The organism is Pseudomonas sp. R4-35-07, assembly GCF_003852235.1.
GTDB lineage: Bacteria > Pseudomonadota > Gammaproteobacteria > Pseudomonadales > Pseudomonadaceae > Aquipseudomonas.
Genome location: NZ_CP027732.1, coordinates 1528538 through 1542401, shown reverse-complemented (window position 1 = coordinate 1542401; position 13864 = coordinate 1528538). Strand labels below are relative to the sequence as shown.

The window sequence follows — 13864 nt, the reverse complement described above, 5'->3', positions numbered from 1 at the left end:
ATAGCAGTTGAAAGGTTCAGGGATTCTGCACGTTCTCGGGCAGGGGGTAAAACTTCATTCCGGCATAAGGCTTGGCGCGACAGGCTTGCAACCGCGAGGCGAGATCACCGACATGGGCTTCGAGCTTGTGACCATCGGGGTCGAGAAAATAGAACGAGGCGCCTTCACTGCGATTGTCGCGCCACTCCCCCACGCCAGCGGCTCGCAAGCGTGCGACCAGCGGAATGAAATCGTGCGCTTCGACGGTCAACGCGTAATGCGTGTAATCGGCGGCCGGGATCGGGTTACGTAACGGGTCCAGCGACAAACATAACCACAGCCCAGGCAACGCAAGGTAGGCGCCGTTATCCCAAGTGGCGTCAAGCCGAAGCTGCAAGAGCTCATGGTAGAAACGGATGCTGCGCTGCAGATCGGTGACGGCCAGGGTGAGGTGATTCAGCCCGGATAACATAAGTTTTTCCTTGTTCGGAATGCCTCTGACGAACGGGACAATCGATCAATGAGATGACGCTGTAGTATGTTGCACTACCTATCACTACATTGAGGTTCGTATGTCTGTTATGTCCCTGCGGATACCGGACGATGTCGCCGATACGCTTGCCAGTCTGGCCAAAGCGACCGGTCGCAGCAAATCGTTCCTCGCTGTTGACGCGCTACGTGAATACTTGACGCGTGAAGCATGGCAAATCGAAGAGATTCAAAAGGCGCTGAAAGAAGCTGATGCGGGGGATTTCGCGACGGCTGCCGAGGTAAAAGCCGTCGCTGACAAATGGCGCAACAATGCAGGTTGAGTGGCTGAGGACAGCCCTCAGAAACCTGGATGATGAAGCGGCCTTTATTGCTGAAGAAAACCCCAAAGCCGCCTACGAGTTCGTCCAGGCGATTTTGGCCGGGCTTGAACACATTGCGCAATTTCCCGCGCTGGGAAAAACCGGGCGCGTCCCAGGGACGCGTGAATGGGTGGTGCCCCGGTGGCCCTACATTGTCCCTTACCGTATTCGTGAAGGGCGACTACAGGTGATGCGAATTTTTCATACCCGCCGCCAACCACCGACCTCCTGGTAGCGGCTGATCAGCCCTTTAGCACACCCTGCACCCGCCCACTCAACCACTGCAACCCCGCATCCCCGCCCCGTCGCGCATGCCATGCCAGCTCAAATGCAAACGAAGGAATACGAAACGGCGGTGGTACGGCGATCAGTTGGGCATGATCGATATTCAACAAGCCTCGGAAGGAGACGGTCAGGATCAGGTCCGTGCCCTGAATCAACTGCGGTGCCACGCCCCAGTGCGGCAGGCTGACGGCCACATGCCGGCGCTGACGAATCGCGGTCAGCGCACGCTCGATTTCCGGCGTGCCGCTGCCGCGCATTTCCAGCAAGACATGGGGGCGTGACAGGTACGTAGGCAGGTCCAGCACACCCGTCGTCGGCAAGCTGTCGCGGTCGACCAGGCAGGTGTAATGCTCTTCGAATAAGGGCGTAGTCCGCAGTTCGGCAGGCATGTCAGGGAAAACCCCGGCGGCCAGGTCGAGATCGCCATTGAGCACGCCGTCGACCATGCCTTCACGGCTGGCCTGGATGATTTGCAGGTCGATTCCCGGCGCTTCACGGCGCAACAAGCGCATCAACCCCGGTAGGAAAATCGCTGCACTGTAGTCCGACATTGCCACGCGAAAGCGGCGTTTGGCCGACGCCGGGTCAAAGCGGTTCGGCGCCAGCAGCGCTTGCACCTGGGCCAGCGCCTCCGCCAACGGCGTAGCCAACTCCAGCGCACGCGCCGTTGGTATCAATGAGCCGCCCTGGCGCACCAGCAACGGGTCACCCAGCAGCTCGCGTAAGCGCGCCAGCGCGTGGCTGACCGCCGGTTGGCTCAGGTGCAGGCGTTCGGCGGCGCGGGTGACGTGTTGCTCGCTGAGCAACACGTCGAGGATCACCAACAGGTTGAGGTCGATGCGCCTTAGATCATTCATCAGCTGCATACCCGCCATAAGAACTTGGAATTTAAATTTGCGCGATGAATAACTTAGAGTCCAGCAAAACCTTTGGGAGATTCGCCATGACGACGTTGCATTGGCTGGGTGTGTTGTTGCTGGCGGTGATCGCTGGTGCCGTGGTGCCGTTTCAAAGTGCGATCAACGCCAACCTGGGTCGCGGGCTCGGTCACCCGTTGTGGGCGACGCTGGCTTCGCTGTTGGTGAGCATCATTGTGTTGCTGCCGGTGATCATCGCCCTACGGCTGCCCTTGCCGAGTCTGGCCTTTATCACCCAGGCGCCGCTGTGGATGTGGGCCGGTGGCGCGTTCGGGGTGTGCTTTATCTCGCTGGCATTGGTGCTGATGCCCACGCTGGGCGCATCAGGCTTCATTGCCTTGGCGATGGCCGGGCAGATTCTCGCGTCGTTGCTGCTCGACCATTTCGGCCTGTTCGGCCTGGTGGAGCGCCAACTCACAACGCCCCGCGTGGTGGGGGCATTGCTGTTGATCGGCGGCGTCGCACTGATTCAGTTCAGCGCGACGCCGGCCCGCGCATTGGCAACGACTGGCTGATCAGCCTTTATCCAATGTGCGCAACTTGTGTGGCAACCCCCACAGCAGTAACGCGGCCGCCAGCAACGCACACACGCCGATCACATAAAGCGCCGGCGTGGTGCTGCCGGTAAGGTCCTTGATGCGTCCCACCATCACCGGGCTGACGATGCCGCCGAACTGGCCGAGGGTATTGATCACCGCAATCCCACCCGCCGCACCCGCGCCAGCACCGGCGAGCAGTTTGGGCGGCAGGGTCCAGAAGGTCGGGATCGAAGCGATGATGCCCGCGCCGAGCATGCCCAAGGCGATGATCAAGAAGGTAGTGTGGTCAGCGAAGATGCCGGCACTGAAGAAGCCCACCGCGCCCAGGACCACCAGCCCGCAGACAAACTTGCGGCGCTCACCGGTCGCATCCGATAGACGTCCGATCACCACCATGCTGATCGCCCCGCATATATAAGGAATCGCAGTGAGCAGACCAATCATCACCGGGCTCTGCGTGCCGGCGCTGCGGATCAATTGCGGGGCCCAGAAGTTCAGGCCGTAGGACGCCACCTGGATCAGAAAGTAGATGAAGCCGAGCATCAGAAAACCAGGAATACGGATCGCCGACCACAGCGAACCGCCATGTTGATTGGGCTCATGTTTGGCGATCCGGCTCGACAGCAAGACCTTTTCCGCCGACGTCAGCCAATGAGCGTCTTCAATACGATCCTTGAGCAGCATTAACACCAGCAAGCCCAGGCCGATGCACGGCAAGCCACCGAGCAGGAACAACCAATGCCAGCCGCGCATATGCAGCACGCCGTCGAGATGTTCCAGCACCAGCCCGGAGAACGGTGCGCCCACCAGGCCTGCAAACGCCGACGCCAGGAACAGCATCGACGTGATGCGCCCCCGAAAGTGCTGCGGGAACCATAGCGTCAGGTAATACAACACCCCCGGCGCAAACCCGGCTTCCATCGCGCCGATGATGAAGCGCAAACCATAGAACTGCCACTCGGCTGTGACAAACACCATGGCCGCCGTGGCCAGGCCCCAGGACATCATGATCCGCGCAATCCAGCGCCGCGCGCCGACCTTGTACAGCATCATGTTGCTGGGCACTTCGAAGATGACATAGCCCACCACGAACAACCCTGCGCCCAGCCCGTAGGCGGTGTCACTCAGGCTCAGATCGGCTTGTAACTGGAACTTGGCGAAGCTGATGTTGATGCGGTCAAAAAACGCAAACAGATAGCAGACCATGATCAGCGGCATCAGCCGCCAGGCGACCTTGCTGACCAGGGCTTTTTCCGCGTCGATCTCGGCGGCCGGGCGCGCGCCGGCCTCTAACGTATTAGTGCTCATGTGTCTCTCCAGCGGACTGCTCAGAGGCGTCCGATTGTTTTTGTTGTCTGGTGCGAAATTACAAACCGGCGATGTATTCAGGCGTTGGGTGCAGGTCGCTGTTGCGCCCGGCCTTGGCCACCTGGCCGGGCAGTTCATGGCCCAGCAACGCTGGCAGGCGCCGCGACATGTGCAGCAAGTGCGGCAGGTCGATACCGGTGTGAATGCCGACCTCTTCGCACAGGTTGACCAGGTCTTCGGTGCAGATATTGCCCGACGCACCCGGTGCAAACGGGCAACCACCCAGGCCGCCCAGCGCCGCGTCGAAACGTCGGGCCCCGGCTTCGTAAGCGGCCAGCACATTGCATAAACCCAGGCCGCGGGTGTTGTGAAAATGCAGGGTCAAGTCGCACGCGGGTATATGTGCCAACACGCGCTTGACCAGGCGTTCGACCTGCCGCGGATTGGCCATGCCAGTGGTGTCCGCCAGGGTGATGCCCTGGATGCCCAACTCGCGATACGCCTCGACAATCCGCAACACCCGGTCTTCATCGATGCGGCCTTCGAACGGGCAACCGAAGGCGGTGGCGACGCTGCCGTTGAGGCGCACCGGGTGGTCGGCGGCAAAGCTTGCGATATCGCCAAAGGCTGCCAGGGACGCCTCGCAGCGCATGCGCATGTTCGCCAGGTTGTGGGTCTGGCTGGCAGACATCACCAGGTTCAACTCATCGGCGCGGGACTCGATGGCGCGTTGGGCGCCTTTGAGATTGGGGATCAGCGCCACGTAGATCACGCCGGGCTTGCGCTCGATACCTTGGAATACCTGCTCACCGTCACGCAATGCCGGAATGGCCTTGGGCGAGACGAACGAACCCGCTTCAATACGCGAAAAACCGGCGAGGGAAAGCTGGTTGATCAGCGCGATCTTGTCGGCGGTTTCGACCCAGGTCGGCTCGATCTGCAGGCCGTCGCGCGGGGAGACTTCCTGCACGATCAGCGAGTCGGAATAATTGCTGATCATTGCACCACTCCCGAAGCCTTCAGGCGTTGAATGTCAGCGTCTGTCAGGCCCAGCTCTGCGAGGATGTCATCGGTGTGCTGGCCCAGCGCAGGACCTTGCCAGTTCACCGCGCCGGGCGTTTCCGACAGTTTGGGTACGATGCCGGGCATCTTTACCGACACACCACCGGGCAAATCGGCATCGAGCAACATATCCCGCGCCTGGTAGTGCGGGTCGCTGACAATGTCCGCCACGGAGTAGATGCGCCCGGCCGGCACTTCAGCGGCCTCCAGGGCGCTGAGCACCTGCTCGATGGGCAGGCTGCTGGTCCAGTGGGTGATTGCCGCGTCGAGCAAACCACTCTGTGCCGCACGGCCATCGTTGTGGGCGAACTCAGGCGCAGCGGCCAGGTCGGCGCGGCCGATGGCGGTCATCAGGCGCTTGTAGATCGGGTCGCTGTTGCCGGCGATCACCACGTAGGCGCCGTCGGCGGTCAGGTAGGTATTGGACGGCGCGATACCGGGCAAGGCACCGCCGCTGCGCTCACGTACATGGCCGAGCATGTCGTATTCGGGCACCAGGCTTTCCATCAGGTTGAACACGCTTTCCGCCAGGGACACGTCGACGATTTGCCCGTCACCCTGGCCGGTCTTGACCCGCAGCAGCGACATCAGCGCGCCGATCACACCGTGCAACGACGCAAGCGAATCCCCCAGGCTCACGCCGACCCGCGCCGGTGGCGAATCCGGGTTGCCGGTGGTGTAGCGAATGCCGCCCATGGCCTCGCCGATCGCACCGAAACCCGGGCGGTCGCGATAGGGCCCGGTCTGGCCATAGCCGGAGATGCGCACCAGGGTCAGCTTGGGGTTGAGGGCATGTAACACATCCCAACCCAGGCCGAGTTTTTCCAGGCCACCGGGGCGCAGGTTTTCGATCAGCACGTCGGCATCGCCGAGCAGTTGCTTGATCAGGCTCAAGCCTTCTGCCGACTTGAGGTCCAAGGCCAGGGACTGCTTGTTGCGCGACTGCAGGTACCACCACAGCGACGTGCCTTCGTGCAGCTTTCGCCATTTGCGAAGCGGATCGCCCTGCCCCATGGCTTCGATCTTGATCACCTCGGCACCAAACTCGGCCAATATCCGCGCCGCGAACGGCGCGGCAATCAGGGTGCCGATCTCGATCACCTTGATACCACACAGGGGAGCCGTCATCGGATGTACCTCTTGTTCTTGGAATGTGTCGCCAAGGCTAGAGGACAGCCGTAGAAGAAATCCAACCGTCAGTTAGCAAGGAGCGTTCGCGAAACGCGAACGAACAAAGCATTATCTGCAGGAATCCGCCGCGCTACTCAGGTAATCAAAGAGCAACCGGCTGACCGGCGACAACTGCGCCTCATCGCGCACCACCAGGATCAGGCTGCGGTTCGACCAGGCATCTGTCAGCGGCACCGCATGCAAACCCAGCGTACGGCCGAACAATTCATAGGCTTTTTGCGGCAGGATGCCGATGCCCATATTCGCCTGGACCATCCGGCACATCGCATCGAACCCCGGCACGTGAATACGCAGGCGCAGCATCTGGCCGGCCTCGCGCGCGGCGGCATGGGTGCGCATATTGATCGAGCTGGCGGCGTGCAGGCCGACATAATCGCTGCCCAGGGTCTCATTGAAAGCCAGCGCCTCACGCGACGCCAGCGGGTGCCCGGCCGGCATCAGCACCACCAGTTTGTCATGGCGATAGGTCACGCTGGGCAAGCCTTTGGTGTCGGTATCACTGGAGCAGATGCCCAGGTCTGCCACACCGTCCAGCACGCCTTGCACCACGCCGTTGCTGGGGCGTTCCTCAAGGTCGGTTTGTATTTGCGGGTGCAACGCGCAAAAGTCGCGCAAGTCTTCGGGAAGAAACTGAATGATGGCCGAGAGGTTGGCCAACATCCGCACATAGCCGCGCACGCCATGGCTGTGTTCACTCAGTTCCAGGCCCATTTTCTCGACATTGAACAGCATCTGCCGCGCATGGTGCAGCAGGGTTTCGCCGGCCGCCGTCAGTGCCATACCCTTGGCGCGGCGCACAAACAGGCTGACGCCGAGCACTTGCTCCAGCTCCATCAAGCGCTTGCTGGCTGCCGACACCGCGATAGCCTCACGGGCGGCGGCACGGGTCAAGGTGCCCTCCTCGAACACCGCGACAAACAGTTGCAGGGTGATCAAGTCGAGGCGGCGCACCAGGCTTTTGTGCAGCATCAGCGACGCTCGGCCGCCAAGCGATTGATCTCGGCCTGCTCCACCACAGGCTGCGGCGCGCCATGGCTCACCGCCTGCAACATCGCACGGCCGACGGTCTCGGTGCTGACGACCCAGCTCGGCTTTATCCGACGTACAAAAGAGAGCAACGGCCCGAGCACGCTATAGAACGCCTGGTACAGCGGCGTCTTCGAACGCACACCGTGCAACGGCTGGATGATCCCCGGCCGGAATAGATAGACCGCCCTGAACGGCAAGCGCAGCAAGGCGTTCTCGGTCTTGCCGTTGACCCGCGCCCACATCGACTTGCTCGTCTCGGAACTGTCAGTGCCGGCGCCGGAAACATAGATAAACGTCATCTGCGGATTGAGCCGCGCCAGGGTGCTGGCGGCGACTAAAGTCAGGTCATAAGTGAGGTGGGTGTAGTTGATTTCATTCATGCCCGCCGAGGAAACGCCCAGGCAGAAGAAACACGCATCAAAGCCTTGCAGCAGGTTTTCCAGGGGTTGGAAATCCAGCATGTCGCTGTGTAACACCTGATGCAGTTTGCCGTGTTCCTGGGTCAACGACGTGCGGCCGACGGCAACGACTTCCTGCACGTCGGGCGCCAGCAGGCACTCGCGCAGTACGCCCTGACCGACCATGCCGGTGGCGCCGAATAATAGAACTCTCATGGGGGACCTCAGCGGCAAGCCGCAAGCTTCAAGCTCAAGTTGAACGCGTTCAACCTTTAGCTTAACGCTTGCAGCCCAAAGCTGCCCCCTATCAAAACGCGCTGCGAAAAATCTCCTCGATCTGACGCTGATCCGCCCGTCGTGGGTTGGTCAGGCCACATGCATCCTTCAGCGCATTACTCGCCAGCAGCGGAATATCCTGCAATTTGGCGCCAAGTTCGCGCAGGCCGGCGGGAATTTCCACGTCCTGGGACAGGGCGCGAATCGCGACGATAGCGGCCTGCGCGCCCTCTTCCGGGGTAACGCCCTTGATATCGGCCCCCAACGCGCGCGCCACGTCACTCAAACGCTCGGCGCTGACACTGGCATTGAAACTCTGCACGTGGGGCAGCAGCACCGCATTGCACACGCCATGGGGCAGGTCGTACAGGCCGCCGAGCTGATGCGCCATGGCGTGCACAAATCCCAGCGACGCGTTGTTGAACGCCATGCCCGCGAGGAACTGCGCATACGCCATGTTTTCCCGCGCGGCTATGTCGCTGCCATCGCGCACGGCCAGCCGCAGGTTGGCGCTGATCAGTTCGATCGCCTTGATTGCGCAGGCGTCGGTGATCGGTGTAGCGGCGGTGGACACGTAGGCTTCGATGGCATGTGTCAAGGCATCCATGCCGGTGGCAGCGGTGAGGCCCTTGGGCATTGCAACCATCAACGCCGGGTCGTTGACCGACAGCAGCGGCGTGACATTGCGGTCGACGATGGCCATTTTCATGTGGCGGGTTTCGTCGGTGATGATGCAGAAACGGGTCATCTCACTGGCCGTGCCGGCGGTGGTGTTGATCGCCACCAGCGGCAGTTGCGGCTTGCTTGATTGATCGACCCCCTCATAGTCGCCGATACGCCCGCCGTTGGTGGCGCACAGGGCGATGCCCTTGGCGCAGTCATGGGGCGAGCCGCCGCCCAGGGACACCACAAAATCGCAGGCGCTCTGTTGCAGCAGCGCCAAGCCTTTTTCGACGTTTTCCACCGTGGGGTTGGGCCTGGCGCCATCGTAGACCACCGAATCGATGTCCTGCAGCGCCAGCTTTTCGGCGACCATGCTTGCCACGCCGGCTTTGCACAGGCCCTGGTCAGTGACGATCAACGCCTTGCGAAAGCCGTAGTTGCGCATGGCAATCATGGCTTCGTCCAGGCAGCCGATGCCCATGATATTGACGGCGGGAATAAAGAACGTGCTGCTCATGGTCGATCCTCAGGGGCTTTATACCCACAGAATCCACCGGTACCACTTGCCGCATCTTGACCAGGATCAACGCCGGCTCGTGATAAAGTCACCGTCCAGCCGATTTCGAGTAGACCCGCCGCAATGAAGGATTTCCAGGATATTGACGCCCACCTTGAAGACTGGAGCGCACTGCGCGGCGCCATCGACTTCAACGGGATTCTGATCGGCAACGGCGCAAGCCGCACGATTTGGGAAGACTTTGCCTACGATTCACTGTTTGAAAACGCCCGCACAGTGGAAGAAAAACCCCTGGGCCAATCCGAACTCAGCGTATTCGACGCGCTGCAAACCCGCAGCTTCGAGCAGGCCCTTGGCGCGCTGAAAACCACCAGCCGCGTCAACAAAGCCCTGGCGGTCAGCTCGGCGGCGCCACGCAATCGCTACTATGCGATCAAGGAAGCGCTGATCAATACGATCCACGCCGTGCACATCCCCTGGCGCCTGGTGCAGCCCTCGACCCTGGCGACGCTCAACACCGAACTGGCCCGCTACGCTACGGTCTTCACCAGCAACTACGACCTGCTCAACTACTGGGCGATCCTGCACACGCCGGGTATCGACGACCTGTTCCGCAGCGCCGACTCAAGCTTCGACCTGCGCGATACCCGCACCGACGCCACACGTATTTTGTACCTGCACGGCGGCCTGCACCTGGTGCGCAACCTCGACGGCACCGCGCGCAAACTGCCGTCCACCGACAGCACGTTGCTCAGCAGTTTCGCGATCAACAACACGATCAAGACCCTGGACGACGTGCCGCTGTTCGTCAGTGAAGGCCCGGTGCACGAGAAGCTCAAGACCATCCGCAGCTCGGATTATCTGTCGTTCTGTTATGAACAGTTGCTCACCCACGAAGGCGCGCTGTGCATCTTCGGCCATGGCCTGGGGCCGCAGGATAAACACTTGGTGGACGCCATCCGCCAGGCCAGCATCACCACCCTGGCGATTTCGGTATCGGGGCGCAGCGACGGGTTCATTCGCCAGCAGAAGCAGCGGTATTCGCAGCTGTTTGCAGGTACTGGGGCGCAGCTGAAATTCTTCGCGGCGCGCACCCATCCGCTGGGTAACCCGACGCTGTCGGTGCCTGTCGAACACTGATCCAGTGAACAAAAAAGATCAAATGTGGGAGGGGGCTTGCTCCCACACTGATCCCCTGCCTAGTTCAAGAAACCATCGGCGCGCAGCAGGGTTTCCAGGCAATGTTCGGTGATGTGGTAGAACGCCTTCAGCTCCTGAATTTTCCCCAGCAGTTGCGCGTTGTCCAACGGCTGCGCGCGCTTGATCGCCAGGATCATCTTGTTCTTGTTGGTGTGCTCCAGCGAGATGAACTCAAACACTTTGGTTTCATAGCCACAGGCTTCGAGATACAAGGCGCGCAAGCTGTCGGTGACCATTTCTGCCTGTTGGCCCAGGTGCAGGCCGTATTGCAGCATTGGCTTGAGCAGCACCGGGCTCTGGATCTGCAGGCGAATCTGTTTGTGGCAGCACGGCGAGCACATGATGATCGACGCGCCGGAACGGATGCCGGTGTGAATCGCGTAGTCGGTGGCGATATCGCACGCATGCAGGGCGATCATCACGTCCAGCTCGCTCGGCGCGACGCTGCGCACGTCGCCGCACTTGAATACCAACCCGGGGTGTTCCAAGCGTGCGGCGGCGGCGTTGCACAGGGTTACCAGGTCTTGACGCAGCTCGACACCGGTCACTTCGCCTTCGGCCTTGAGGGTATTGCGCAGGTAGTCGTGGATGGCAAACGTGAGGTAGCCCTTGCCCGAGCCGAAATCGGCGACGCGCACGGGTTGGTCCAGCTGCAACGGCGAGGCTGTCAGCGCATGGCTGAACACTTCGATGAACTTGTTGATCTGCTTCCACTTGCGCGACATCGACGGGATCAGCGCTTGGCTGGCGTCGGTCACGCCCAGGTCGGCAAGGAACGGCCGGCTCAGGTCGAGGAAGCGATTTTTTTCGCGGTTATGCTCGGCCGATGGCGCCTCACGCAATTGTTGCGGCTTGCTTTTGAACAGCGAGCTTTTGTTCTTCTTGCTGTATTCCAGCTGGGCTTCGTCCATAAGCGACAACAAGTGTGCGTTCTTGAACGAGGCTGGCAGCAGCTCGGCAATCGCCGCCACGCCGTCCGCCAGTGGGAAGTTCTTGGTGATGTCGCGGGTCTTGTAGCGGTAGACGAAGGACAGGCAGGGCTGCTCCTTGACCGTCACGGGCTTGATGATCAGCCGCTGCAGTTCGGCCTCCGCGCCCACGTACTTGGCCAGCACCAGCTTGATGAAGGCGTTCTGCGCCAGGCTTGCGCTCAGCAGTTCGATGAACTGGGCGTGATGATCCGGCGCAGGGCTGGCAGGTTGAGCGGTGACGGACATGAACAAAAACGCCTCGGGCAAAGAATGCCGGGCATTTTAGGGGGGATAACTGGCCAGGGCACGGAGTTATTTGACCAATGGTACGTTCCAACAGCCAAAGTAGATCCAAATGTGGGAGGGGGCTTGCTCCCGATTACAGTGTGTCAGTCAGAGATGTTCTAACTGAACCATAGCTATCGGGAGCAAGCCCCCTCCCACATTTGGAATTTCGTTGACTGGGCTATTCCAGTACGACCAGACGGTTCGGCAGCTCATTACGCGCCTGCGTCACCGGCACATGCACCTTGAGCACTTCACCACAGGCCTCGATGCACGCGATAAACCCCGCCAACGTCTGCCCCTGCTTCACCTGCTGGGTGAATGCCTTGACGATGCCATCCCAGCAGCTGTCGTCCAGGCGCTTGGAGATGCCCTCATCCACCAGGATTTCCACATAACGCTCCGCCTCGCTGACAAAAATCAGCACACCGGTGCTGCCCAGCGTGTGGTGCAGGTTCTGCTCGAGGAACTGGCGGCGTGCCAGGTTCGAGGCGCGCCAGTGGCGGACCGAGCGCGGGATCAAACGGGTGGTGACCTTGGGCAGCCGAAACAGCAGGCACAACACAATGAAGGTCGCCCACTGCGCCAACAACAAGGTGTACATGGTCAGGTAGCCCGACAGGTAATGCACCACCCCGGGTACCACCAATGCGATCAGGCTGGCCCACAACAACGGAATGTAGGCGTAGTCATCGGCGCGCGCAGCCAGCACCGTGACCAGCTCGGCGTCGGTCTGTTGCTCGACCCGGGCAATCGCTTCGGCCACTTGGCGCTGCTCGTGTTCAGTCAGTAATGCCATGGTTGTAGATGCTCTTTTCTCGTTATTGTCATTACCAGCCGCCCGACGCCCCGCCACCGCCGAAACCACCACCGCCGCCGCGAAAACCTCCTCCACCGCCGCCCCCACTACCGCCGCCACCACCGCCGCCACCGCCACGCCCGATAAGGCTGAGGATAACCAGCAGGATAGTGCCCACCGGCAGGCCCATGCGATGACACAGCCACAACACGCCGATCAGCAGGATGAAGAAACCGATGGAAAGCGCGGGATTGTCCTTCGGGGCGGACCACGGATCCGCCACACGGGCCGGCACGGCCAGCGGTTCACCGCCCACCACCTGGATCATCGCCGCGACACCGTCGCTGATGCCCTGGCTGAAATTGCCGGCCTTGAACTTGGGCGCGATCACCTGGTTGATGATCACCCAGGACTGCGCATCCGTCAGCACGCCTTCCAGGCCGTAGCCAACTTCGATGCGCAACTTGCGCTCGTCACGGGCGACGATCAACAGTGCGCCGTTATCCTTGCCCTTCTGGCCGATCCCCCACTGTCGGCCTAATTGATAACCGTAGTCTTCAATCGGCACGCCCTGCAGGTCGGGCACGGTGACCACCACAATCTGGTCACCGGAGGTCTGTTCCAGCGCCTGCAATTGCTGCGTCAGTTGCTCGCGCACCGCCGGGTCGATCATCTGGGCGTTGTCCACCACCCGCCCGGTCAACGCCGGGAAGGTCAAGGCCGCCTGGGCTATGCCCATGCAGGCCAGCAGCCACAGCGCCAGGCCTATCCGTAATAAACGCATCGACACCTCAAGGCAGCGTTATTTGAACTTCACCTGCGGAGCCTTATCGGCATCGGCACTGGTGGCTTCAAACGTGGCGCGGATCGGCAAGTCGCTGTACATCACGCTGTGCCACAGGCGGCCTGGGAAGGTGCGGATTTCGGTGTTGTAGGCCTGCACGGTCTGGATGAAATCGCGACGGGCCACGGCGATACGGTTTTCAGTCCCTTCGAGTTGCGATTGCAGGGCCAGGAAGTTCTGGTTGGCTTTCAGGTCCGGATAGCGTTCGGACACCACCATCAAACGGCTGAGTGCGCCGCTGAGGCCGTCCTGGGCTTGCTGGAACTGCTTGAGTTTTTCCGGGTTGTCGAGGGTGCTGGCATCGACCTGGATCGAGGTGGCCTTGGCCCGCGCTTCAATCACGGCGGTCAGGGTGTCCTGCTCATGGGCGGCATAGGCCTTCACCGTTTCCACCAGGTTGGGGATCAGGTCGGCACGGCGTTGGTACTGGTTCTGCACCTGGCCCCAGGCCGCCTTGGCCTGTTCGTCCAGAGTCGGAATGTTGTTGATGCCGCAACCGCTCAATACGCTGCTGATCAATAACAGCGCCGCGGCTTTCAAGCCCCAGCGGTAACCTTGTGCTGCTTGCATGGTGTATCTCCTGCCAATCTGGATGGAATGTGATGACTAACCCTATAAACCACGCGCTTGGGGCATAATCCGCCACCACTGGAATGCTTCGAGCCAATCAGCTACAAAGATGCCCAGCGCGAAAAAGAGTTCAGAGTGTGCTGCATTTATCTGAACAACACCCGAACAACAATAGACGCT

Annotated in this window: 16 protein-coding genes; 4 read left to right on the top strand and 12 right to left on the bottom strand. The window is 61.0% G+C overall.

The annotated features are described in order from the left end of the window. Positions 1–16: 16 nt before the first annotated feature. On the bottom strand, positions 17–451 hold the full coding sequence (gene fos / locus C4J89_RS06975) for a fosfomycin resistance glutathione transferase (RefSeq protein WP_124414080.1): 435 nt from the start codon (positions 449–451) through the stop codon (positions 17–19). Between the two features lie 100 nt (positions 452–551). On the opposite strand from fos, the gene C4J89_RS06970 reads away from it, so the two are divergent. Both C4J89_RS06970 and C4J89_RS06965 read left to right on the top strand, forming a co-directional pair. Then, positions 552–791, top strand: a complete 240-nt coding sequence (locus tag C4J89_RS06970) for a CopG family ribbon-helix-helix protein (RefSeq protein ID WP_124361708.1) — start codon at positions 552–554, stop codon at positions 789–791. Next, positions 781–1065: a type II toxin-antitoxin system RelE/ParE family toxin gene (locus tag C4J89_RS06965; RefSeq protein ID WP_124361707.1), complete on the top strand. Its 285-nt coding sequence runs from the start codon at positions 781–783 to the stop codon at positions 1063–1065. Before C4J89_RS06970 ends, C4J89_RS06965 begins: the two co-directional genes overlap by 11 nt. A 7-nt stretch (positions 1066–1072) precedes the next feature. Here the strand turns inward: C4J89_RS06965 and C4J89_RS06960 are convergent, their stop codons facing one another. Further along, positions 1073–1990 carry a LysR family transcriptional regulator gene (locus C4J89_RS06960; protein ID WP_124414079.1) on the bottom strand — a complete coding sequence of 306 codons (918 nt, stop codon included), beginning with the start codon at positions 1988–1990 and terminating at the stop codon, positions 1073–1075. 68 nt (positions 1991–2058) lie between these two features. Between C4J89_RS06960 and C4J89_RS06955 the strand changes: the two genes are divergently transcribed. Next, entirely contained in the window at positions 2059–2547 is a 489-nt protein-coding gene (locus C4J89_RS06955) for a DMT family transporter (RefSeq protein ID WP_124414078.1), read from the top strand. On the opposite strand, the gene C4J89_RS06950 is transcribed toward C4J89_RS06955, so the two are convergent. From C4J89_RS06950 to yiaY, 6 genes are all read right to left on the bottom strand, one after another. Beyond that, positions 2548–3879, bottom strand: coding sequence for an MFS transporter (locus tag C4J89_RS06950; protein ID WP_124361704.1), 1332 nt, complete (start codon positions 3877–3879; stop codon positions 2548–2550). Between the two features lie 58 nt (positions 3880–3937). Beyond that, positions 3938–4879, bottom strand: coding sequence for a hydroxymethylglutaryl-CoA lyase (locus C4J89_RS06945; RefSeq protein ID WP_124414077.1), 942 nt, complete (start codon positions 4877–4879; stop codon positions 3938–3940). Further along, positions 4876–6069: a CaiB/BaiF CoA-transferase family protein gene (locus C4J89_RS06940; RefSeq protein ID WP_124414076.1), complete on the bottom strand. Its 1194-nt coding sequence runs from the start codon at positions 6067–6069 to the stop codon at positions 4876–4878. The genes C4J89_RS06945 and C4J89_RS06940 overlap by 4 nt, the downstream gene beginning before the upstream one ends. Before the next feature lie 111 nt (positions 6070–6180). Then, positions 6181–7101, bottom strand: coding sequence for a LysR family transcriptional regulator (locus C4J89_RS06935; protein ID WP_124414075.1), 921 nt, complete (start codon positions 7099–7101; stop codon positions 6181–6183). After that, positions 7101–7775 carry an NAD-dependent epimerase/dehydratase family protein gene (locus C4J89_RS06930; RefSeq protein WP_124414074.1) on the bottom strand — a complete coding sequence of 225 codons (675 nt, stop codon included), beginning with the start codon at positions 7773–7775 and terminating at the stop codon, positions 7101–7103. The genes C4J89_RS06935 and C4J89_RS06930 overlap by 1 nt, the downstream gene beginning before the upstream one ends. A 91-nt stretch (positions 7776–7866) precedes the next feature. Further along, positions 7867–9015 (bottom strand): L-threonine dehydrogenase, encoded by a 1149-nt coding sequence (yiaY, locus tag C4J89_RS06925; protein ID WP_124414073.1) that lies wholly within the window; start codon positions 9013–9015, stop codon positions 7867–7869. Between the two features lie 123 nt (positions 9016–9138). Here yiaY and C4J89_RS06920 point away from each other — a divergent pair, with 123 nt between their 5' ends. Then, a complete protein-coding gene (locus C4J89_RS06920; protein WP_124414072.1) occupies positions 9139–10155 on the top strand; it encodes a DUF4917 family protein in 1017 nt (338 codons plus the stop codon). A gap of 59 nt (positions 10156–10214) precedes the next feature. Here the strand turns inward: C4J89_RS06920 and C4J89_RS06915 are convergent, their stop codons facing one another. The 4 genes from C4J89_RS06915 to C4J89_RS06900 all read right to left on the bottom strand — a co-directional run bounded on the left by C4J89_RS06915 (position 10215) and on the right by C4J89_RS06900 (position 13684). Next, positions 10215–11432, bottom strand: coding sequence for an SAM-dependent methyltransferase (locus tag C4J89_RS06915; RefSeq protein ID WP_124361696.1), 1218 nt, complete (start codon positions 11430–11432; stop codon positions 10215–10217). 220 nt (positions 11433–11652) lie between these two features. Next, on the bottom strand, positions 11653–12270 hold the full coding sequence (locus C4J89_RS06910) for a TPM domain-containing protein (protein WP_124414071.1): 618 nt from the start codon (positions 12268–12270) through the stop codon (positions 11653–11655). A 31-nt stretch (positions 12271–12301) separates the two neighbouring features. Further along, complete coding sequence (locus C4J89_RS06905; protein WP_124414070.1) at positions 12302–13054, bottom strand: YgcG family protein; 753 nt, start codon at positions 13052–13054, stop codon at positions 12302–12304. Positions 13055–13072: 18 nt separating this feature from the next. Continuing rightward, positions 13073–13684 (bottom strand): LemA family protein, encoded by a 612-nt coding sequence (locus tag C4J89_RS06900; protein ID WP_124361693.1) that lies wholly within the window; start codon positions 13682–13684, stop codon positions 13073–13075. Positions 13685–13864: the final 180 nt, after the last annotated feature.